We start from the raw sequence: 22522 nt of genomic DNA on the forward strand, positions 1-22522 counted from the left end.
CGCTTTATCACAAATCGCTTTAACAAGCCGTTAACCATATTTACCAATCCACTGAACGTCGCGTTCAGACCACTGACTATCCCAGAACAGTCATCGCCAGGTCGCAAACGACGGCGGCATCGGACGCCGAACTCTGCCAAGAATCCTATCAGCACAATGGTGGAGCGAGAGCATGAGCGACGATAGAAACCCGGCCTTGCACGAGACTGATACCATGCCGGTCGAGCGTCGCCGCCGGGCCGGAGGGCGCGGGGCCGAGCGCAGCCGCAAGCCAAGCGGCGCGAAATACCTCAATCTCGTCAACAATCTCGCCCGCACCGAGCTTCTGTCGCCCGAAGCGCTCGACGACATTCACGAGGCGTCGCTGACCGTTCTCGAAGAGATCGGCATGGACATCATTTTGCCGGAAGCGCGCGAGCGCATGAAAGCCGCCGGCGCCGACGTCACGCCCGGCACAGAGCGTGTCCGGTTCGACCGTGGCATGATCACGGAGCTGATCGCCTCCGTCCCCTCGACCTTCACCCTGCACGCCCGCAATCCGCTGCGAAACGTTCAGATCGGCGGGAAGAATCTCGTCTTCGCCCAGGTCGCCTCCGCACCTTTCGTCGCGGACCGCGAGGGTGGCAGACGGGCAGGCAATCAGGAGGATTTCCGTAAGCTGATCAAGCTCGCCCAATCCTACGACGTCATCCACATGACTGGCGGCTATCCGGTCGAGCCCATCGATATCCACGCTTCAGTCCGCCATCTCGACTGCCTCTCCGACATCGTCAAGCTCACCGATAAGGCGTTTCATTGCTACTCGCTCGGCAAGCAGCGCAATCTTGATGCTATCGAGATCGCCCGCATCGGCCGCGGCATCAGCATGGAGCAAATGGAGCGGGAGCCGTCGCTCTTTACCGTCATCAATTCCTCCTCTCCGCTGCGCCTCGATGGGCCGATGTTGCAGGGCATCATCGAGATGTCGTCGCGGGGTCAGGTGGTGATCGTGACGCCCTTCACGCTGGCGGGCGCCATGGCGCCGGTGACCATTGCCGGTGCGCTGGTGCAGCAGAATGCCGAGGCGCTCTGCGGCATCGCCTTCAGCCAGATGGTGCGCAAGGGCGCGCCGGTCATGTATGGCGGCTTCACCTCGAATGTCGACATGAAGACCGGGGCGCCGGCTTTCGGCACGCCCGAATATATGAAGGCCGTGATCGCCGGCGGCCAGCTCGCCCGCCGCTATGGCATCCCCTACCGCACCTCCAACACCAATGCCTCCAATACGCTGGACGCCCAGGCAGCCTATGAATCGGCGTTGTCGCTCTGGGCGCTGACCCAAGGTGGCGGCAATTTCGTGCTGCATGCGGCCGGCTGGAGCGAGGGCGGCCTCACTGCCTCCTTCGAGAAATTCATCCTCGATGTCGACATGCTGCAGATGGTCGCCGAATTCCTGACACCGCTGGATGTCAGTAGCGAAGCGCTGGCGCTTGATGCCGTGCGCGATGTCGGCCCCGGCGGCCACTATTTCGGCACGGCGCATACACTGGCGCGCTACGAAACCGCTTTCTATTCACCGATCCTCTCGGACTGGCGAAATTACGAGACCTGGACGGAGGCTGGCCGGCCGACGACCTACGATCACGCCAACCGCGCGTTCAAGGAAACGCTCGCCCACTACGAGCGCCCCCCACTCGATCCGGCCATCGAAGAGGAGCTTGACGCCTTCGTCGCCAAGCGTAAGGCGGAAGGTGGCGTACCCACCGATTTCTAGTTGAAAATCAAAGGTTTTCACCCATTCATCATGAACAAAATTTAATATCGCAGCCCTCTTTTTAGCCGCGACTTCGCCCCCTTTTCTACGCACCTTCAAATTCGGCTTCGGCACGGAGGCCTCTAGTTTTTGGGAAAGGGATGTCAATGCCTGAGCTTCGCACTTTAACGACGGCCGGTTTGATCGCGCTGACGCTTGGCAGCGCCGCCGCCGTAACCACAACGACCGCCGGCGCCTCCGAACGCGGCGCCTTTTTCGGCGGTCTTGCCGCCGGTGTCGTCGGCGGCGCCCTAGCTGCCGAGGCGGTGCGACCGGCCTACCCGGTCTATCCGGCTTATTATCCTGCCTATCGAAGCTATTATGCTCCGGCCTATGTACGCGCCTATCCCGACTGCTACTGGGCATGGCGTCACGACGGTTGGGGCAGGCCCTACCGCGTCGAGGTTTGCCGCTGACCTATGAAGATCGAGCGCGGATGCCGCCGGATTTCCGGTGGCACTTTCGCCTGCCTTCCGAAAAGCTTTTAGCCTCACCTCTTGACTTCGGCGGCGAATAAGACCAAATGCGCGTCAGCTTTCACCTTCCGGCCGCCGCGTGAGCGTGCCCTGCGGGACTAGACGTACGCAAGAGAAGGACAAAAGCGCTTTTGAAATGAGACCGCACCCAAGGCGGTCGAACGCGCTGGAAAGCTTTTTCCAACTTACAAGTTCCCACTTCACGCGGGGTTCTTGACGCCAGAGACAGACCGGACCGCATGGTGCGACCCGGCCTTTTCTGCTTTGGCGCCCCGAAAGGTATTGAATTGACCGATTTTCACTCGCTTGGTCTTTCCAAGCAGATCGTCGATACGCTGTCGCAGAACAACTTCGCGACTCCGACGCCCATTCAGGCACAGGCTATCCCGCTTGTTCTCCAGGGCCGCGATCTCATCGGCCTCGCCCAGACCGGCACCGGCAAAACGGCCGCCTTCGGCCTGCCGATCATCGAAATGCTGCTGAAGGACGCCAAGCGTCCCGACAACCGCACCGTCCGCACGCTGATCCTCGCCCCCACCCGCGAACTGGTGAACCAGATCGCCGACAATCTTAAGCTGTTCGTCCGCAAGACGCCGCTGCGGATCAATGTCGTGGTCGGTGGCGCCTCCATCAACAAGCAGCAGCTTCAACTCGAGCGCGGCACCGACATTCTCGTCGCCACCCCTGGCCGCCTGCTCGACCTCATCAACCGCCGCGCCCTGTCGCTCGGCCATGTCAGCTATCTCGTCCTCGACGAGGCCGACCAGATGCTCGACCTCGGCTTCATCCACGACCTGCGCAAGATCGCCAAGCTCGTCCCGGCCAAGCGCCAGACCCTGTTGTTCTCGGCGACCATGCCGAAGGCGATTGCCGATCTCGCTTCCGACTATCTGACCAATCCGCTGAAGGTCGAAGTCTCGCCTCCGGGCAAAGCGGCCGACAAGGTGGAACAGTATGTCCACTTCGTCGCCGGTCAGAACCACAAGACCGAAATCTTGAAGGAAACGCTGAACGCCAACCCGGATGGCCGCTCGATCGTCTTCCTGCGCACCAAGCACGGTGCCGAAAAGCTGACGAAGCATCTCGACCATGTCGGCTATGCCGCCGCCTCCATTCACGGCAACAAGAGCCAGGGTCAGCGCGAGCGCGCGCTCAAGGGCTTCCGAGATGGTGAAGTTCGCGTGCTCGTCGCAACCGACGTTGCCGCTCGCGGCATCGATATCCCTGGTGTTTCGCATGTCTACAATTACGACCTGCCGGAAGTGCCGGATGCCTATGTTCACCGCATCGGCCGCACAGCGCGCGCCGGCCGTGACGGCATCGCCATCGCTTTCTGCTCACCGGACGAGATTCGCCTGCTGCGCGACATCGAGCGCCTGATGGGCATCGAAATCGCCGTTGCCAGCGGCGAAGCCCCTGCCGACCGCGCCCGTCCGGCTCGCGGCAACAACAACCGTGGTGGTCGTGGCAACCAGGGCCGCGGCGGCGCAGGCCAGGGACGTCCGGAAGGCCGTTCGGGTCGCCCGGGCGGACGTCCGCAGCGTGACGGTGAGAGCGGCGAGGCCCGCGCCCGCACAGGCGAACGCCAGGAGCGCCGGCCGCGCGACGATCGTCCGCAGCGCGAGAACCATCGCAATGCCGACTTCCGCGGCCAGCGCCGCGATGAGCGCACGCCGCGCCCGGAAGCGGACAATGATCTTGTTTCGACGTCCGATTTCCGTCCGGCCAAGAAGCCGCATCATAACGGCCCGGCAAACGCCAACGCCGCCCACGAAGCCGGCGCCCATCGCAACCAGCGCCACGCCCATGGTCGGCCCTCAGGCCGTCACAATGAGGAGCGCGGCCAAGGCCACGCTCACGGCGAACACCGCGAAGGCGGCAACGGCGGCATGAAGCGCCGCGGGCCGCGCAACGGCAACGGCCAGCGCCGCGAACGCGCTTGATGAATGAACAGAGGGGGCTGAATGGCCAAGCCCCCTCTCGAAATCTCCAACTAAAGTAGATACTGATATCGGACCGCTTGCAGCACAGACACTGCAAGCGGTTTTTCTCGCCGGAAATATCGATCAAGCACCCTGCGTAGTCAGTTGCCGCGGAATGCTCGTTTTGCGACGTCTTAAAACTTGGTCGCCAAATCATCGCTAGCTCCGCCTGAAGCTCAGGACGTGTGTGATGTTGGCTCCGCGCTCGTGATTTGATCCAGATTTGCGATCAACCGGGTAAGTAAGGCGACAAGTTGCACCGCTTCTCCTTCTGTAAACCCATCCAATGCGTCGCAATTTCCTTTGAACAGGGTTTCAATCGCGGCCGGCATACGGGCCTGCGCAGCCTTCGTGAGAACGATGCGGCTACTTCGTCCGTCTTCCGGGTCGGGTGTTCGCTGGATCAAACCATCTCGCTCCATGCGAGCGAGCATCTGGGCCATCGGCGGCTGCTCGATCTTGGCAAAGCGGGCTAGATCGCGTTGCGTGCTTGCTTTCCCATTCTGCAACGCGACCAGCACTGGCAAATGACCGACGCCGAACCCAAGCGGCTTCAGACGTGCCTCGCTTAGACGCGCGAACCCTCGCGCAGCAAGACTGATGAGATGTCCTGGCGTAGAAAGCACGTCGTTTTCCATCTCTCGCTTATCCCCTGTCTATGGTTGACCGCAAACTACATATGTACGTATATATATCGACGAGCGAGCTGGCAAGTTCGGCTCGAACCGCCCCACTCTCCCCTTAAACCACTGTGAGGAAACGATATGTCGGACACTCATACGCAACTTATCAAGCGCATCTACGACCGCTTCAACGCGAGAGATATCGACGCTGTACTCACCGAGCTTGCCGATGATGTTGTTTGGGCAAACGGTATGGATGGAGGCCACGTCCATGGACGTGAGGCTGTGCGCGATTATTGGACACGGCAATGGGCGGTCGTCAGTCCACATGTCGAGCCGATGGCAATTCAGACAACCGATGACGGTGTGGTCGCTGTCGAGGTGATTCAGTCCGTGTTCGATCTCGACGGCCGGCCGCTGACGGGGCAGACCCATGGGCTGAAGGACAAGACAGTGATGCACATCTTTCGCATGGAGAGTGGTAAGATCGTGCGCTTTGATATTAAGGACACCCCATAGGCATCTCGTGGGACCATGCCATCAAAGCAGGCGGAATCCCGCCTGCCCTATTCCGGCACTACGTCAGCGGTGCGCCGATTGGTCAAATAAACGCCAATCACCACTATCACCGTGCCGATGATGATCGGCAAAGTCAGCGGTTCGCCGAAGGCGATCGCCGCCTCGATGGCGACGGCGGGCGGCATCAGATAGATCAGCGAAGCGGCGCGCGACACTTGCCCGCGACGGATGAGGTAGAGCAGCAGACCGACGGCACCCATCGACAGGCCGAAAACAGACCAAGCAAGAGCAAGGAACGCCTCGTGCGTGCCGTCGAAATGCAAATTTTCGAACGTCAGCGCCAAAGGCGCGGCAACGATGAGTGCACCGACATATTGCAGCGTCGCGATGGTCCTAAGGTCGCCGGTCTGCAGATGCCGCTTTTGATAAAGCGTCCCATACGTCACGGAGACCATCGCGAGCAGATTGACGCCGAGCGGGATAGCCGAATTCCAGAGATTGGCGGTATCCGATGATAGAAGCTTCGGCGAGATGGCGATCGCGATGCCCGCGAAACCAAGCAGCAAGCCAAGCCGCTGCGCCGGCTGCAGGCGCTCCCCGACCAGATAGGGCGCAGCCATCGCCGTCATGAGCGGCTGCAGGGCAGCGATAATGCCCGAAATCCCCGCAGGCACGCCACTGGCGATCGCCCACCAAAGACCGCCGAGATAAAACCCATGTAGAAAGATGCCGGAATAAATGGCGCGGAAGACGCTCGACCAATCACGCGGCCACTTCGCGCCCGTAAAAGCGCAAAACAAAACGAAGGCGAGCGCCGAGAGGCTGTACCGGATCATAAGAAAAGTGAATGGACCCGAGTGCATCGCCGCATATTTCGCAACGATCCAGCCTGTGGACCAAAGAAAGACGAAGATCGCCGGCGCGAATGTGTCGAGGGACATGGAGGCTCAGACTGAAATTGATGTTGCAGACTCGAATCGGGCCCGAACTGAAACCGGATCGTCGCTATACAAGGTAGCCGCTGATAGCCGAAGACAGTCAAGGCGTCAAAATCGAACCGCTGAAACCAATCATCAATTTTTCTTCACATCCGCTTCTCTACTCTTGCTTGAGGGATTTCACGCCGCTCTCTGCACCGACGACAAAATAAGCACGTGCTTAGATTTTGATCGCAGCGCCGCGGCCGTAAACTTTCATTTACGGGCGCGTTGACCCGAAACGCCCGGAATCCCGGCGTTTCCGCCGGTTTCGAAATTCGTACATGCAAATGCGCATACTTCTTGCATTGTCAAAACTGTTGTATTCAAATGGGAAAAAACACGGGGACCGCGCCTTTGGCATTTGATGAAATGATTACTGCGGATGAAAGTCCGCGCACGCCTTACGAAAAATATTTCGAGTGGTACTCCGGCCAGGACAGAGGCCATCTAATTGCCAAATCCCGCGATGCGGAAAACATCTTCCGAAAAACGGGTATCACCTTCGCAGTCTACGGGCACGCGGACTCCGCCGAAAAACTCATCCCCTTCGACATCATCCCCCGCATCATTTCCGGCCGAGAATGGCGCAAGCTCGCCCAGGGCATTGAACAGCGCGTCATCGCGCTCAACGCTTTCCTCGACGATATCTACCACAAGCAAGAGATCATCCGCGCCGGACGCATCCCGCGCGAATTGATCGAGAAGAACGACGCCTTCCTGCCGGAGATGATCGGCTTCCGTCCGCCGGGCGGTGTTTATACCCACATCGTCGGCACCGACATCGTGCGGACGGCCGAAGACCAGTTCTACGTGCTGGAAGACAATGCCCGCACCCCCTCCGGCGTCAGCTACATGCTGGAAAACCGGGAAACTATGATGCAGATGTTCCCGGAGCTGTTTCACCAGAACAAGGTGCAGCGCGTCGAGGACTATCCGCTGCTGCTGCGCCAGAGCCTCGCCTCACTCGCCCCTCGCGGCTGCAACGGCAAGCCGCGCGTCGCCGTTCTGACCCCCGGCATCTATAATTCCGCCTATTACGAGCATTCCTTCCTGGCCGACATGATGGGCGTGGAGCTGGTCGAAGGCTCGGATCTGCGTGTCATCGACGGCAAGGTGAAAATGCGCACCACGCGCGGCTATGAGGCGATCGACGTTCTCTATCGCCGCGTGGACGACGACTTCCTCGACCCCCTCACCTTCCGCGCGGATTCGGCCCTCGGCATTCCCGGCATCATGGATGTCTATCGCGCCGGCCATATCACCATCGCCAATGCGCCCGGCACCGGCATCTCCGACGACAAGGCGATCTATTCCTACATGCCGGAGATCGTCGAATTCTACACCGGTCGCAAGCCGATCCTCGAAAACGTGCCGACCTGGCGCTGTTCGGAGCCCGACAGCCTGAAATACGTGCTGGAGAACCTCGCCGACCTCGTCGTCAAGGAAGTGCATGGTTCGGGCGGCTACGGCATGCTCGTCGGCCCGACCGCCTCGAAGAAAGAGCGGACGGAGTTTGCCGAGAAGCTGAAGGCCAAGCCGAACAATTATATCGCCCAGCCGACCCTCTCGCTGTCGACCGTGCCGATCCTGGTCAACAAAGGCATCGCGCCGCGCCACGTCGACCTGCGCCCCTATGTCCTCGTTTCCGACAAGGTACAGATCATCCCCGGCGGGCTCACCCGCGTGGCGCTGAAAGAAGGCTCGCTGGTGGTCAATTCCAGCCAGGGCGGCGGCACCAAAGATACCTGGGTTCTGGAGGACTGAGACGGACATGCTTGGAAGAACCGCGAATGGCCTCTACTGGATGTTCCGTTACATCGAGCGTGCCGAAAACATAGCCCGTCTGGTTGATGCCGGCCAGCGCATGTCGCTGACCCGCAGCGGTGCGGCGGAAGAAGATTGGGATGGCGTCCTGCAGAGCGCAGGCGTGCGCGAAGCCTATAACGAGGTGCATGGCAAGCTGACCGGCGCCGACGCGATCGACTATCTGATACGCGACCGCTCCAATCCGTCGAGCGTGATGTCCTGCATCGATTATGGCCGCAACAATGCCCGCATGGTCCGCACGGCGCTGACCCGGGACACCTGGGAAGCGACCAATGAATGCTGGATCGAGCTGAAGACATTGCTCGGCAAGCGCCTGAAGACCGCCGAAGTGCCGGAGATGATCGAGGTCATCAAGCGCCGGGCCGGATTGATCCGTGGCGCGTTCCACGGTTCGATGCTGCGCAACGAACTGTACAACTTTGCCCGCATCGGCACTTTCATCGAGCGCGCCGACAACACAGCGCGCATTCTCGACGTGAAATATTACGTCCTGCTGCCGTCGATCTCGCATGTCGGGTCCTCGCTCGACAACGCGCAATGGGAATCGATCCTGCGTTCGGTTTCCGCCCACCGCGCCTATAAATGGGCCTACGATCCGGAATACAAGCCAGCCAATATTGCCGACTTCCTGATCCTCAATGGCCAGATGCCGCGGTCGCTCGCCTATTGCTACGAAAAGATCGTCAGCAATATCGGCTATCTCGGTGCTGAGTACGAAGAGCGGCTGCCGGCACATGAGACAGCCGATACCATCCGCAAGATGCTGCAGACGCTTAGCATCAAGAACATCATGGATCAGGGACTGCATGAATTCCTGGAGGATTTCGTTTCGCGCAACAACAAGCTCAGCGCGGAAATCTCCGACGGCTACCGGTTCTATCAGTAAGCGGATCACACTATGAGACTGACGATCAGCCATACCACCGAATACCGCTACGACGAACCGGCGCAATTTTCCTTGCAGCGCCTGAGGCTCACGCCGCTCACCGGTCCCGGCCAGACCGTCCTCGATTGGAAGTTGACGGTCGAGGGCGCCCATCCGGAAGTGGAATATGAGGACCAGTTCGCCAATCGCGTCACGCTCGTCTCGCTCGACGGCGCACAGGACACAACCCGGATCGTCGCCACCGGCGAGGTCGAAACCCGGGACCTGAATGGCGTGATCGGCCAGCATAGCGGCTTCAGCCCGCTCTGGCTCTTCCTGCGGGAAACGCCGCGCACCAAGCCCGGCAAGCTGACGAAGGAATTGTTGCGCAACCTTTCCGGCGACAACGAACTCGGCAAGATGCATGCACTGATGGGCGCAATCCATCAGACGGTGGAATACAAGCCCGGCACTAGCGACACGGAAACGACCGCGGAACAGGCTCTGGAAAAGAAGAGCGGTGTCTGTCAGGACCATGCTCACATCTTTATTGCCGGCGCTCGTGCATTGCATATCCCGGCGCGCTACGTCTCCGGCTACCTGATGATGGAAGGCAAGAACGAGCAGGCGGCCACACATGCCTGGGCGGAAGCGCATATTCCAGGCCTCGGCTGGGTCGGCTTCGACCCTGCCAACGACGTCTGCCCGGACGCCCGCTACGTCCGGATCGCGACTGGCCTCTGCTATCGCGACGCTGCTCCCGTCTCCGGCATGCGGGTCGGCACACCGGGCGAAACCCTTACGGTCAAGGTGACGGTGGCGAGCCAGGGGCAAAGCCAGAGCCAAAGCCAAAGCTAGTCGATGCGAATTTGGAGCGTTCCGTGAAAAGCTGACTCGCTCTAACTTGCGGAGATGGTCATATCTAGCAATGGATCAATGCCGGACCGAGGATTTAATTAGTGAGGATGGTCCACGGGCAAAAACTCCAGTCCGTTGCGCCGTCCGATCTCAATCACGCGCTGAATATCCAGCGGTCCTCCGCTCGGCGGCGGCAGGTCACGCATCCCGACCGGCATCGGCTCGCCTGCTTCGGTGAAGAAACCATCGTGAACGCGGCCGGGTGAATTGATGATCAGAAGCCGTCCCGGCGCCGGACCGATATTGCGGAACGCGTGAATGGCGCCCGTCGGTATCTTGACGAAACTACCAACCTGCGCCTGGACGGTCTCGCCGTCGACCATGAATTCGAACAAGCCCTCGAGAATATAAAACGCCTCGTCGTCATCGGGATGCCTGTTTGGCGGCGCCCCGGCCCCCGGGGCCGTCAATGTCTCGACAAGACAATAAGCTCCCCCCGTATCGGGGCTGTGAGCATGAAAGCGAAGAAGATTGCCAAAGAGATAATAGGTATCGGTCTGCAGGGTTGTCATAATGATCCCCCAAAGAAGCAATCAAGAGGGCACTATATCATGGACTGCTGATCAAAGCAGTGCGGTCGGGGACATGCAGCGCGCACTTACCCTACGACAGCAACGCACGAAAGGGGCGGAACTTCCATCCCGCCCCTTTCCAATTTCAAGCATCACTCTTAGTGGCTGTCGCGGTTGTTCGGGATTTCCGAGCCGCGCGGACCGACGAGGAAGTCGAGGTCGGCGCCCGTATCGGCCTGCATGACCGACTTCACATAGAGACCGCCGTAGCCGCCGGCGAGCGGCTTGACCGGGGATACCCAGGCGGCGCGGCGCTTCGCCAGTTCCTCGTCCGACACCTCAAGCTGGATGGTGCGGGCCGGAACATCGACGGCGATGATGTCGCCGTTCTGAACAAGCGCCAGCGGGCCACCATCGGCAGCTTCCGGAGCAGTGTGCAGGATGACGGTGCCGTAGGCCGTACCGGACATGCGCGCATCGGAGATGCGGATCATGTCGGTGATGCCCTTCTTCAGCACCTTCGGCGGCAAGCCCATGTTGCCGACTTCGGCCATGCCCGGATAACCCTTCGGGCCGCAGTACTTCAGCACCATGACGCAGTTCTCGTCGATGTCGAGATCGTCGCGATTGATGCGGGCGTGGTAGTCTTCGATGCTTTCGAAGACGACGGCGCGGCCCTTGTGCTGCATCAGGTGCGGCGAAGCGGCCGAAGGCTTCAGAACAGCGCCCTTCGGCGCGAGGTTGCCGCGCAGAACGGCGATGCCGCCCGACTGCGTCAGCGCCTTCTCCCGCGGAACAATGACGTCGTCATTGTAGTTGACCACATCCTTGACGCCAGCCCAGATCGTGTCGCCGGTGACCGTGATGGCGTCCTTATGCAGCAGGCCCATCTCGCCAACCGCCTTGATGACCACCGGCAGGCCGCCAGCATAGTAGAATTCTTCCATCAGGTGCTTGCCCGACGGCTGCAGGTTGACGATCGTCGGCACTTCGCGGCCGAGGCGATCCCAATCGTCCAGCGACAGGTCGACGCCGACGCGGCCGGCAAGCGCCAACAGATGCAGAACGGCATTGGTCGAACCGCCGACGGCGCCATTGACGCGGATCGCGTTTTCGAACGCTTCCTTGGTCAGAATGTCGGAAGGCTTCAGATCTTCCTTGACCATGTCGACGATGCGGCGACCGGAAAGCTGCGAGATGACGCGGCGACGCGCATCGACAGCCGGGATGGCGGCATTGCCGGGCAGCGTCATTCCGAGCGCTTCGGCCATCGACGCCATGGTCGAGGCCGTACCCATGGTCATACAGCTACCGGCCGAGCGGGCCATGCCCTGCTCCGCATCCATGAATTCGTCCAGCGACATCTCACCGGACTTCACCATTTCCGAGAACTGCCAGATCGCCGTGCCGGAACCGACATCCTTGCCACGCCACTTGCCGTTCAGCATCGGACCGCCGGAAACGAGAATAACCGGAATATCGACCGATGCAGCCCCCATCAGCAGGCTCGGCGTAGTCTTGTCGCAGCCGCCGAGCAGCACGACGCCATCGACCGGATTGCCGCGGATCGCTTCTTCCACGTCCATGGCCGCTAGGTTGCGGAACATCATCGCCGTCGGGCGCAGCGTGCTTTCGCCGACGGAAAAGACCGGGAATTCGACGGGGAAACCACCCGCCTCGTAAACACCGCGCTTCACGCGCTCTGCAAGATCGCGCAGATGCGCGTTGCAGGGCGTCAGCTCCGACCAGGTATTACAGATGCCGATGATCGGACGGCCGTCGAACGTATCGGCAGGCAGGCCCTGGTTCTTCATCCAGGAGCGATGCATGATCGCGTTCTTGCCGGTGCCGCCGAACCAATCATAGGAGCGCAGCTTGCGCGGCCATTCAGCTTTCTTTTTCATTGTCTCAGTACCCTTTGCGTCGCCCAGGCCGCCTCGTTCGCGCCCGGGCTTTGGATTCGATCGTCAGGCGAGCGTGTAAGCGGTTTTGACGGTTGTGAAGAATTCGGCGGCATATTTGCCCTGTTCGCGCGGACCGAAGGACGAGCCCTTGCGGCCGCCGAACGGCACGTGGAAATCGACGCCAGCGGTCGGCAGGTTCACCATCACCATGCCGGCTTCCGCATTGCGCTTGAAATGCGTCGCATACTTCAGGCTGGTCGTGGCAATGCCGGAGGACAGGCCGAACGGCGTATCGTTGGCTGTTGCCAGCGCCTCGTCGTAGTCCTTCACCCGGATGACCGAGGCGACCGGCCCGAAGATCTCTTCGCGGCTGATGCGCATCTGGTTCGTCGCTTCGGTAAACAGCGTCGGCTGCAGGTAGAAGCCGGGTGTGTCGCGGCTGACGAGTTCGCCGCCAAAGGCGAGCTCGGCGCCTTCCTGCTTGCCGATCTCGATATAATCCGTGTCGGTCTTCAACTGCTTGGCATCGACCACAGGACCGATATGCGTGCCGGCCTTGATGGCATTGTCGACATTCAGCGTCTTCAGCTTCTCCGTCAGCGCCGCCACGAACCGGTCGTGAATGCCTTCGGTGACGATCAGGCGCGAAGAAGCCGTGCAGCGCTGGCCGGTCGAGAAGAAGGCGGAATTTGCCGCCGCTTCGACGGCAACCGTCAGATCGGCATCGTCAAGCACGATCATCGGGTTCTTGCCGCCCATTTCGAGCTGATACTTGCGGCCATGCTCGACGGAGGAAAGCGCCACGCGCTTGCCCGTGCCGACCGAACCGGTGAAGGTGATGCCGGAAAGAACCGGGCTGTCGAGCATCGCCTGACCGACGACCGAGCCCTTGCCCATAACGAGGTTCAAGACACCCTTCGGCAGGCCGGCGCGGTGGAGAATATCGACGATCGCCCAGGAACAGCCAGGCACGAGATCAGCCGGCTTGAAGACGACGGTATTGCCGTAGCAGAGCGCCGGGGCAATCTTCCAGGCTGGAATGGCGATCGGGAAGTTCCAAGGCGTGATGATGCCGATAACGCCGAGCGGCTCGCGGGTGATTTCGACACCGATGTTCGGGCGCACCGAAGGAACCACTTCCCCTGCAAGGCGCAGGGCCTCGCCGGCGAAGAATTCGAAGATCTGCGCGGCACGGATCGTTTCGCCGATCGCCTCTGGAAGCGTCTTGCCTTCCTCGCGGGCGAGCAGTGCGCCGAGCTCATCCTTGCGCGCCAGGATCTCTTCGCCGGCCTTCTTCAGGATGGTATGGCGCTCGAGAATGCCCGAACGCGACCAGGCCGGAAAAGCGGCTTTGGCCGCAGCAATGGCGTCGGCAACGTCCTGCACGCTGGCGCTGGCATAGAGGCCGACGACTTCGTTGGTATCAGACGGATTGATATTCTCGGCGCCGGTCGTACCGGTCCATTCGCCGGCGATCAGATTCTGATGAATGGTCATGGCTTCATGCCTCTCTGGATCTTCTCGGAAACGGCCGGCCACACGGAGGCAGCCGGCTTCGACGTGTTAGAGCTGGCGGATCGCCACCTTGTCCTCGGCGGCAATGGCAAGTCGATTGCGCAGCGGCAGGCCGAATTCGGCCACTTCGATTTCGAAGACATCGCCCACTTCCGTTTTGATGCCTTCCGCGAAGGAGAGCGTCGCCGTGCCGAACATATGGACATGGACGTCGCCGGGAATGCGGAACAGGCCATACTTGAAATGATGGTATTCGAGATTGGCGAAAGTATGCGACATGTTCGCCTCGCCCGAGAGGAAGGGCTTTTCGAAGATCACCTTGTCGCCGCGCTTTATGCGCGAAGTGCCCCGGATATCTTCCGGTGCGGCGCCGATGCGGATTTCCGGGCCGAAGCTTGCCGGGCGCAGCTTGGAATGGGCGAGATAGAGATAGTTGATCCGCTCGGTGACGTGATCGGAAAATTCGTTCGAGAGCGCAAACCCGATGCGGAACGGCGTGCCGTCCTTGGCGATGACATAGATGCCGGCCATTTCCGGCTCTTCGCCGCCGTCGAGCGCGAAAGACGGAGAGATGAGTGCTGAGCCCGGTGCCGCCGCGCCATAGCCGTTACCCTTGTAGAACCATTCCGGCTGCACGCCCTTTTCGCCATCCTTCGGCTTGCCGCCTTCGATGCCCATCTTGAACATCTTCATGGAATCGGTCAGCGTTTCCTCAGCAGCTTCCGCGGTCTTCTTGTGCATGGAATCGCGGGTCGCAGCGGAGCCGAGATGCGTCAGGCCGGTACCGGTCAGATGCAAGTGAGCGGCATCGGGATGGGTGATCGGCGGCAGGAAACGGCCTTCGGCATATGCTTTTTCCAGATCGATCGCTTCGCCAAGCCCATGCGCCTCGATGACGGAGACGAGAGATTTGTCGTTATCAGCGGCTTCCATGGCGAGCGCATAGACGCTTTCGGCATTCACAACAGCCTTGGCGGGAGTGCCCGGCCCATTGCGCACGGCGACGACGATCCCGCCGTTCGAACCCTTGATCTGGGAAATGAGCATGTTTTTCATCCTTTCCTAATAGACAGAGGCCGGATGCAGTCTACCGCTCCGGCTCTCAGCGAGAGCCGGACTCTGTCGTGGATTTGATTTTAGATCGTTGGCTGGTCGCGTGAGCCGCGATCAGCCCCGGTTCTTATTGTAGACGTCGAGGAAGACGGCAGCGAGGAGCACCGCACCCTTGACCATCTGCTGGTAGTCCGTACCCAGACCGTGCAGCGACATGCCGTTGTTCATGACGCCCATGATGAAGGCGCCGATGACGGCACCGGTGATCTTGCCAACGCCGCCAGAGGCGGAGGCGCCGCCGATGAAGCAGGCCGCGATGACGTCGAGTTCGAGACCCGTGCCGCCCTTGGCAGTTGCCGAGTTCAGACGCGTGGCAACGATAATGCCGGCCAGACCGGCAAGCACGCCGATGTTGACGAAAGTGTAGAAGCTCAGGCGCTGGGTATTGATACCCGACAGCTTGGTCGCTTTTTCATTGCCGCCCATGGCGTAGATGCGGCGGCCGATGGTCGTGCGGCGCGTGACGAAGGCGTAGCCCGCAATCAGCACCAGCATGAGGATCAAGACGTTCGGCAGGCCCTTATAAGACGAGAGGAGGTAGCCGAGGACCAGGATCGCGACGCTGACGAGCAGGTTCTGCACGATGAAGAAGCTGAAAGGCTCGACATCGATGCCGTGGCTTTCATTGACCTGACGGCGACGCCAGGCGAGAACGAAGAGAACGACCGGGATGATGACCGACAGCAGCAGCGAGGTGGAGTGAACCGTCCCCATGTCGATGAAGTCGGGAATGAAGCCGGTGCTGATCAACTGATAATCCGGCGGGAACGGACCGATGCTGGTACCGCTACCCGCGGCCGTCATGACCGAAAGGGTCAAGCCGCGAAAGATCAGCATGCCCGCTAGCGTCACGATGAAGGACGGGATGCGGTGATAGGCGATGAAATAGCCCTGGGCAGCACCGACCGCGCCGCCGAGCGCAAGGCAGATCACCGTCGCCAGCACATAATTCATGTGCCACTCGGCAATGAGAATGGCCGCAACGGCGCCGATGAAGCCGACTATCGAGCCGACCGACAGGTCGATATGGCCTGCGACGATCACCAGCAGCATGCCGAGCGCCACGATGACGATAAACGAATTCTGCAGGATAAGGTTGGTCAGGTTCAGGGGTCTGAAGAGAACGCCGCCGGTCGAAATCTGGAAAAACAGCATGATCGCGATCAGTGCGATCAACATGCCGTATTCCCGGATGTTGTTGCGGATGTATTCGCCAATGGAAACCACGTGGCTGGTATCTTCTGTGGCTGGGCTGGCCGTAGTCATTAGTGCTTCTCCCCTGAGCGCATGATAGCGCGCATGATAGTTTCCTGGCTCGCCTCTCCCTTCGGCAGTTCGGCGACGATCCGTCCTTCGTTCATGACGTAGATGCGGTCGCAAGTGCCGAGAAGTTCAGGCATTTCCGATGAGATCATCAGAACGCCCTTCCCGTCGGCGGCAAGCTGGTTGATGATGGAATAGATTTCGTATTTGGCGCCGACGTCGATGCCTCGCGTCGGCTCGTCGAGGATGAGCACCTCGGGATCGGAGAACAGCCACTTCGACAGCACCACCTTCTGCTGGTTGCCGCCGGAAAGATTGACCGCTTCCTGGAACACACCGGAGCTGCGGATACGCAGCTTGGAACGGTAGTTTGTCGCGACCTGCAGTTCGCGGATGTCGTCGATTACGGTCGCCTTGGAGATGCCGAAGAGGTTGGCGAGCGTCGTGTTGTGCAGGATGCTTTCGTTGAGGACGAGGCCGAGCTGCTTGCGGTCCTCGGTGACATAGGCAAGACCCGCGTCGATCGCCCTGCGCACCGTGCTGACATCCACCGGCTTGCCTTCGACCAACACCTCGCCGCTGACCTTATGGCCATAGGACTTGCCGAAGACGCTCATGGCGAATTCGGTGCGGCCGGCGCCCATCAGGCCGGCAATGCCGACCACTTCGCCCTTGCGCACATTGATGTTGATATTGTGCAGAACCTGGCGGTCGCGATGCTGCTGGTGGAAGGCATTCCAGTTCTTGACTTCGAAGATGGTCTCGCCGATCGGCACCGAGCGCGGCGGATAGCGGTCGGCGAGCTCGCGTCCGACCATGTTGCGAATGATGATGTCTTCGCTGATCTCTTCCTCGTGACAGTTCAGTGCCTTTACCGTCATGCCGTCGCGCAATACCGTGATCTGATCGGCCACCTTGCGCACTTCGTTGAGCTTGTGCGTGATGATGATCGAGGTGATTCCCTGGTTGCGGAATTCCATGAGGAGATTGAGGAGCGCATCCGAATCGTTTTCGTTGAGCGATGCGGTCGGCTCGTCGAGAATAAGAAGCTTCACGCTCTTCGACAGGGCCTTGGCGATCTCGACGAGCTGCTGCTTGCCGACACCGATGTCGGTCACGAGCGTGTTCGGAGATTCCTTCAGGCCAACCTTGGCGAGGAGCTGCTTGGTGCGGTTGAACGTTTCCTGCCAGTTGATCACGCCCTTGGCGCCGACTTCGTTGCCCAGGAAGATGTTTTCCGCAATCGACAGAAGCGGCACAAGCGCCAGCTCCTGATGGATGATGATGATGCCGACTTCTTCGGAGTCCTTGATGGTCTTGAACTGGCGGACCGCGCCATCATAGAAGATGTCGCCGTCATAGCTGCCGGCCGGATAAACACCCGAGAGTACCTTCATCAGGGTGGACTTGCCGGCCCCGTTTTCGCCCACCAAAGCGTGGATTTCGCCCTGCCGGACTTTCAGATTGACATTTTCCAAAGCGTTCACACCGGGGAACGACTTGGTGATGCTCCGCATTTCGAGGATGGTATTGTCCATTGTCCGTATCCAACGCCACGCCCGAACATAGCAGACCGGGCGATCGTCATAAATATCAGAGCCAGGGCCCACCTTTCGGCGAGCCCTGGCCGGTATGTCGGAAGATTACTTCAGCTGATCAGCCTTGTAATAGCCGCTCTCGACGAGAACCTTCTCGTAGTTGGTCTTGTCAACAGCAACCGGGGTCAGCAGGTAGGACGGAACGACCTTGACACCGTTGTCGTAGGTCTTCGTGTCGTTGACTTCCGGCGTCTTGCCTTCCATCAGAGCGTTGACCATGTTGACGGTGACCTTTGCGAGGTCACGGGTGTCCTTGAAGATCGTGGAGTGCTGCTGGCCAGCGATGATGGACTTAACCGACGGAATTTCGGAGTCCTGACCGGTAACGATCGGCAGCGGCAGGTCGGCAGTGCCATAGCCTACGCCCTTGAGCGAGGAGATGATGCCGATGGACAGACCGTCGTACGGAGACAGAACGGCGTTGACGTGAGCGTCGGTGTAGTTGGCCGACAGCAGGTTGTCCATGCGAGCCTGAGCCGTTGCCGGATCCCAACGCAGCGTGCCAACCTTGTCCATGCCCATCTGACCGGACTTAACGACCAGCTTGCCGCTGTCGATGTACGGCTTCAGGACGGACATTGCGCCGTCATAGAAGAAGAAGGCGTTGTTGTCGTCCGGCGAACCGCCGAAGAGCTCGATGTTGAACGGGCCCTTGCCGTCCTTGAGGCCGAGGCCGTCGACGATCGAGTTAGCCTGGAGAACACCGACCTTGAAGTTGTCGAAGGTGGCGTAGTAGTCGACGTTGCCGCTGTCGCGGATCAGGCGGTCATAGGCGATGACCTTGATGCCGGCGTCATGAGCCTTCTGCAGAACGTCGGACAGGGTCGTGCCGTCGATTGCGGCGATGACCAGAACCTTGACGCCCTTGGTGACCATGTTCTCGATCTGCGAGAGCTGGTTCGGAATGTCGTCGTCGCCGTACTGCAGGTCGGTGCCGTAGCCGGCAGCCTGGAGCTGCTTGACGATGTTGTTGCCATCATCGATCCAGCGAGCCGAAGCCTTGGTCGGCATGGAAATACCGACGGTGCCCTTGTCCGCCGCGAAGGCAGGCGCCACCAGAGTAGCGACGCTGAACGCAGCGGCCGCCATCAATGAGATAATGGATTTCATTACTCTCTCCCTTGTTAATAATGCGGCGGACGAAAAAACGCCCGCCCGAAACTGCGGCAGGTTCCGTAGAAGGAATGGTTACTTCCAATTGTGAGAAACGAAGTAGGTCTCCTCCACGCTCTCACGTGCATGAGCTGCACCCAGCGCACGACCGGCAAACTCGTACGATTTCGTATAACTGTCAAATAGAATAACTGGCACAACATATACCTAATTTGGTATAATGTTAAAAAATAGTACTTTTTTGCCGACGAATGGGAAATTTGGCCATGATGGAGAAAATATATAGCGATTATCCGAGCGAAAGCATCGAGATTCATTCCGACAGTTTTCGCGACGATACGCTGCTCAAAGCGGGTTTGAAGCTCAATCACCTGCGCATGATCGTCACAATCGAGGACCATGGGCAGATTTCGGCCGCCGCTGAGTCGATGAACATCTCGCAACCTGCGGCTTCGCGCATGCTGTCAGAAATGGAGTCGATCGTCAAAAGTCCGCTCTACGAACGTGTTGCACGCGGCGTCGTGCTGACCCCCTTCGGCTTGGCGCTGGCGAAGCGGGCACGCAAGATCCTGCTCGAACTGCGCGAGGTGAACCGCGAGATCGGCGAGCTTAGAACCGGCAAAGGCGGCTCGGTCTTTCTCGGCGCCGTCACCGCACCTGCGATCAGCCTCGTCGTGCCGGCGATCCAGCGTGTGACGCGCGCCTATCCCGGCATCGAGATCAATATCGAAGTGGAGACCAGCAACGTGCTGGCGCGTGAACTGCTCGCCGCCCGGCATGACTTCATCATCAGCCGCATTCCCGACGAGCTCGATCCGCGCCTGTTTGCCGCCCATGAAATCGGCGTGGAGAAAGCCTGTCTCGTGGTCCGCAACGGCCATCCGCTGCTGGAGAAGGGCGTTGCCAGCCTCGAGGACCTGCCGGCCTATGACTGGGTCTTCCAGCCGCCGGGTACATTGTTGCGGCGCAAGGTGGAAGACATCTTCATCCGGGCTGGCGTGCCCTTGCCGGAAAACATCATCAACACCTCTTCGCTGCTGCTGACGCTTGCCATCGTCTGCAAGACGGACGCGATAACACCCGTCGCGCTCGATATGGCGCAGTTCATGTGCGGGCAGTCATCGCAAGCCGGCGAATCCTGCATCCTGCCGATCGATTTCGAGATCGACGTGAAACCCTACAGCCTGATTACCGCCCGAGAGCGCGCCATGCCGCCGAGCGCCCGGCTGCTGCACGACATGATCCTGGAGGAAAGCAGGACCCTCGATCCGGCCTGAAAACCGCGTAACGGTTTCCGTCCGGTGGCCCTCCGGCTCGCGATCAGCTCACTGTCATAAGCTCCACACCAACTTGCGCGGCTATCCCGGACCTCGTTGGAGGCAGACATGTTGTTCGGGCAATCGCTGTTTCAATCCGTCCTCGATCGTCTCGATGCGGAAGAAGAAAACACTGAGAAGGATGAGGCGGCGCATCGCATCCGCGGCCTCAACGTGAGCTTTGCCGCAACCGTTTTCGGTGGCGAGCCAGCGGCGTCCTCCCGTCCGGACGATGCCTATGTCGATAATCTCGGCAACGACATCCCTTCGCAGGAGCCAATGCCACCGGAGCCCGAAGCGAAGGAGCCAGAGCCGCCGGCAATGCCGGACTATCTCGCACGAACTTCGCGGGAGGAGGTAGCGGCCGAACTGGCGATCTCTTCGCAGACCACCCTTCAGTCTCTCCACGAAAAACGCCGCGCTTTCGCCAAGTCCAATCATCCGGACAGCGTCGCTCCAGCCTTTCGAGAGCAGGCAACGACACGCATGATGATTGCCAATCAATTGATCGACGAGGCCATCCGGCGTCTCGCGCGCTAGCTACTTCTTCTCGTCCGTCGGCTCGTCATCATCCGCCTCATCACTCGCAGCAGCGCTTTCAGCCTCGGCCTTGGGCGGCTGCGGATTGAAGCTGAAAAGCAGCATCCAGGCGGCGTAGACACCAAGGCCGCCCGCGAGGACGGCCCAAAAGGGCTGCGGCCCCAAAGCCTCGACGATCGCCCAGCCGAAGCAGACGGCAACGATCAGAACCCGCACCCAAAGCGGCTTATAGGCGGGATGGTTGGGATCGATCAGTTTCATGAGTCACGTTCGCCTGTTGGAGAGATCCTGTCTTTAGCGCATGATCCCGAAAAGTGCGAAGTGGTTTTGCGAGAGATCCTGTTGATCAAATTGGCACGAGGCGGCGATTTGAGGAAAAGCCATTTTCGCGACATGAATTTCGGAATTGTGAAATGACGGCGGCTTGACGCCGCCATTGGAAAATGGAATGAAAATTCCATACGGATCATTATTCGGTTTATTTGTTCCGAATTAGGGAGGTGAAGATGACTGTCAGATTTGGTCTGCTCGGCGCCGGGCGCATCGGTAAAGTGCACGCAAAGGCCGTGAGTGGCGATGCAAACGCCAAGCTCGTTGCAGTGGCGGATGCGTTTCCAGCCGCTGCCGAAGCAATTTCCTCCGCCTATGGCTGCGAAGTCCGCACCATCGAAGCGATCGAAGCCGCCAAGGACATAGACGCCGTCGTGATCTGCACGCCGACCGACACGCACGCCGATCTTATCGAGCGCTTCGCCCGTGCCGGCAAGGCAATTTTCTGCGAAAAGCCTATCGATCTCGATGTTGCCCGCGTAAAGGCCTGTATCAAGGTGGTTGAAGAGGCGAAGGGCAAGCTGATGGTCGGCTTCAATCGTCGCTTCGACCCGCATTTCATGGCGGTCAAGAAGGCCATCGATGACGGCCGCATCGGCGCGGTCGAGATGGTGACGATCACCTCGCGCGATCCCGGCGCCCCGCCGGTCGACTATATCAAGCGCTCCGGCGGCATTTTCCGCGACATGACCATCCATGATTTCGACATGGCCCGCTTCCTGCTCGGCGAAGAGCCGGTCGCCGTCACCGCAACCGCTGCAGTCCTCGTCGACAAGGCGATCGGCGAAGCCGGCGATTACGACAGCGTCTCCGTCATCCTGCAGACGGCTTCGGGCAAGCAGGCGATCATCTCCAATTCCCGCCGCGCCACCTATGGCTACGATCAGCGCATCGAGATCCATGGCTCGAAGGGCATGGTCGCGGCCGAAAACCAGCGCCCCTTCTCCATCGAAGTCGCCAACGGCGACGGCTATACCCGCCCGCCCCTGCACGACTTCTTCATGACCCGCTATACCGAAGCCTATGCCAACGAGATCGCGAGCTTCATCGCCGCCGTAGAAAAGGGCGCCGCGATCACGCCATCCGGCGCTGACGGCCTTGCGGCGCTGAAGCTTGCTGACGCCGCGGTTCAATCCGTGAAGGACGGGAAGTTGGTTAAGGTCGACTGAGCAGCCGCCCGATTCCCCAAGGGCTAAGGCTCTTCCAATAAGTCCGCCGCGAAGCACTTCGCGGCGGATTTTTCTTTGGCCCGCCCCGCCGCAGCGCATGATCATGATTTGTCGCAAGCGCTCGACAGTCTGTCGCCGGCAATCGGCAACGGAAACTCATCAGCCAT

20 protein-coding genes are annotated in these 22522 nt (G+C 60.1%); 10 read left to right on the forward strand and 10 right to left on the reverse strand.

Features of this window, described 5'->3' with window-relative positions; all coding sequences use genetic code 11:
- The first annotated feature begins 172 nt into the window (after positions 1–172).
- The 3 genes from NXC24_RS14000 to NXC24_RS14010 all read left to right on the forward strand — a co-directional run bounded on the left by NXC24_RS14000 (position 173) and on the right by NXC24_RS14010 (position 4211).
- Complete coding sequence (locus NXC24_RS14000) at positions 173–1753, forward strand: trimethylamine methyltransferase family protein (protein ID WP_104823846.1); 1581 nt, start codon at positions 173–175, stop codon at positions 1751–1753.
- Positions 1754–1899: 146 nt separating this feature from the next.
- Positions 1900–2208 (forward strand): hypothetical protein, encoded by a 309-nt coding sequence (locus tag NXC24_RS14005; RefSeq protein WP_104823847.1) that lies wholly within the window; start codon positions 1900–1902, stop codon positions 2206–2208.
- 299 nt (positions 2209–2507) lie between these two features.
- A complete protein-coding gene (locus tag NXC24_RS14010) occupies positions 2508–4211 on the forward strand; it encodes a DEAD/DEAH box helicase (protein WP_199773479.1) in 1704 nt (567 codons plus the stop codon).
- Between the two features lie 215 nt (positions 4212–4426).
- On the opposite strand, the gene NXC24_RS14015 is transcribed toward NXC24_RS14010, so the two are convergent.
- Entirely contained in the window at positions 4427–4888 is a 462-nt protein-coding gene (locus NXC24_RS14015; RefSeq protein WP_104823848.1) for a MarR family winged helix-turn-helix transcriptional regulator, read from the reverse strand.
- Positions 4889–5014: 126 nt separating this feature from the next.
- Here NXC24_RS14015 and NXC24_RS14020 point away from each other — a divergent pair, with 126 nt between their 5' ends.
- Entirely contained in the window at positions 5015–5392 is a 378-nt protein-coding gene (locus NXC24_RS14020; RefSeq protein ID WP_104823849.1) for a nuclear transport factor 2 family protein, read from the forward strand.
- Between the two features lie 47 nt (positions 5393–5439).
- Here the strand turns inward: NXC24_RS14020 and NXC24_RS14025 are convergent, their stop codons facing one another.
- A complete protein-coding gene (locus NXC24_RS14025) occupies positions 5440–6333 on the reverse strand; it encodes a DMT family transporter (RefSeq protein WP_104823850.1) in 894 nt (297 codons plus the stop codon).
- Between the two features lie 393 nt (positions 6334–6726).
- On the opposite strand from NXC24_RS14025, the gene NXC24_RS14030 reads away from it, so the two are divergent.
- Genes NXC24_RS14030 through NXC24_RS14040 form a run of 3 tightly spaced genes read left to right on the forward strand, consistent with a single transcriptional unit; the run spans position 6727 to position 9922 of the window.
- Positions 6727–8136, forward strand: a complete 1410-nt coding sequence (locus NXC24_RS14030) for a circularly permuted type 2 ATP-grasp protein (RefSeq protein WP_104823851.1) — start codon at positions 6727–6729, stop codon at positions 8134–8136.
- A gap of 7 nt (positions 8137–8143) precedes the next feature.
- A complete protein-coding gene (locus tag NXC24_RS14035; protein WP_104823852.1) occupies positions 8144–9085 on the forward strand; it encodes an alpha-E domain-containing protein in 942 nt (313 codons plus the stop codon).
- Positions 9086–9097: 12 nt separating this feature from the next.
- On the forward strand, positions 9098–9922 hold the full coding sequence (locus NXC24_RS14040; RefSeq protein ID WP_104823853.1) for a transglutaminase family protein: 825 nt from the start codon (positions 9098–9100) through the stop codon (positions 9920–9922).
- Positions 9923–10020: 98 nt separating this feature from the next.
- On the opposite strand, the gene NXC24_RS14045 is transcribed toward NXC24_RS14040, so the two are convergent.
- From NXC24_RS14045 to chvE, 7 genes are all read right to left on the reverse strand, one after another.
- The gene (locus NXC24_RS14045) at positions 10021–10494 is read right to left on the reverse strand and encodes a cupin domain-containing protein (RefSeq protein WP_104823854.1); all 474 of its coding nucleotides are present in this window, start codon (positions 10492–10494) and stop codon (positions 10021–10023) included.
- Between the two features lie 158 nt (positions 10495–10652).
- On the reverse strand, positions 10653–12398 hold the full coding sequence (araD, locus tag NXC24_RS14050; RefSeq protein ID WP_104823855.1) for an L-arabinonate dehydratase: 1746 nt from the start codon (positions 12396–12398) through the stop codon (positions 10653–10655).
- 63 nt (positions 12399–12461) lie between these two features.
- Positions 12462–13895 carry an aldehyde dehydrogenase family protein gene (locus NXC24_RS14055; protein WP_104823856.1) on the reverse strand — a complete coding sequence of 478 codons (1434 nt, stop codon included), beginning with the start codon at positions 13893–13895 and terminating at the stop codon, positions 12462–12464.
- A gap of 66 nt (positions 13896–13961) precedes the next feature.
- Positions 13962–14960, reverse strand: a complete 999-nt coding sequence (gene araD1, locus NXC24_RS14060; protein ID WP_104825170.1) for an AraD1 family protein — start codon at positions 14958–14960, stop codon at positions 13962–13964.
- Between the two features lie 120 nt (positions 14961–15080).
- Positions 15081–16292 (reverse strand): multiple monosaccharide ABC transporter permease, encoded by a 1212-nt coding sequence (gene mmsB / locus NXC24_RS14065; RefSeq protein ID WP_104823857.1) that lies wholly within the window; start codon positions 16290–16292, stop codon positions 15081–15083.
- Positions 16292–17827 (reverse strand): multiple monosaccharide ABC transporter ATP-binding protein, encoded by a 1536-nt coding sequence (gene mmsA / locus NXC24_RS14070; RefSeq protein WP_104823858.1) that lies wholly within the window; start codon positions 17825–17827, stop codon positions 16292–16294. The genes mmsB and mmsA overlap by 1 nt, the downstream gene beginning before the upstream one ends.
- Positions 17828–17932: 105 nt before the next feature.
- Positions 17933–18997, reverse strand: coding sequence for a multiple monosaccharide ABC transporter substrate-binding protein (chvE, locus tag NXC24_RS14075; RefSeq protein WP_028751801.1), 1065 nt, complete (start codon positions 18995–18997; stop codon positions 17933–17935).
- 272 nt (positions 18998–19269) lie between these two features.
- Here chvE and NXC24_RS14080 point away from each other — a divergent pair, with 272 nt between their 5' ends.
- Both NXC24_RS14080 and NXC24_RS14085 read left to right on the forward strand, forming a co-directional pair.
- Positions 19270–20277: a LysR family transcriptional regulator gene (locus NXC24_RS14080; RefSeq protein WP_104825171.1), complete on the forward strand. Its 1008-nt coding sequence runs from the start codon at positions 19270–19272 to the stop codon at positions 20275–20277.
- A gap of 108 nt (positions 20278–20385) precedes the next feature.
- Positions 20386–20856 (forward strand): hypothetical protein, encoded by a 471-nt coding sequence (locus NXC24_RS14085; RefSeq protein WP_104823859.1) that lies wholly within the window; start codon positions 20386–20388, stop codon positions 20854–20856.
- Here the strand turns inward: NXC24_RS14085 and NXC24_RS14090 are convergent, their stop codons facing one another.
- Entirely contained in the window at positions 20857–21117 is a 261-nt protein-coding gene (locus NXC24_RS14090; RefSeq protein ID WP_104823860.1) for a hypothetical protein, read from the reverse strand.
- A 245-nt stretch (positions 21118–21362) separates the two neighbouring features.
- On the opposite strand from NXC24_RS14090, the gene iolG reads away from it, so the two are divergent.
- The gene (gene iolG / locus NXC24_RS14095) at positions 21363–22355 is read left to right on the forward strand and encodes an inositol 2-dehydrogenase (protein WP_104823861.1); all 993 of its coding nucleotides are present in this window, start codon (positions 21363–21365) and stop codon (positions 22353–22355) included.
- The last annotated feature ends 167 nt before the right edge of the window (positions 22356–22522 follow it).

This window comes from Rhizobium sp. NXC24 (assembly GCF_002944315.1).
Classification (GTDB): Bacteria; Pseudomonadota; Alphaproteobacteria; order Rhizobiales; family Rhizobiaceae; genus Rhizobium.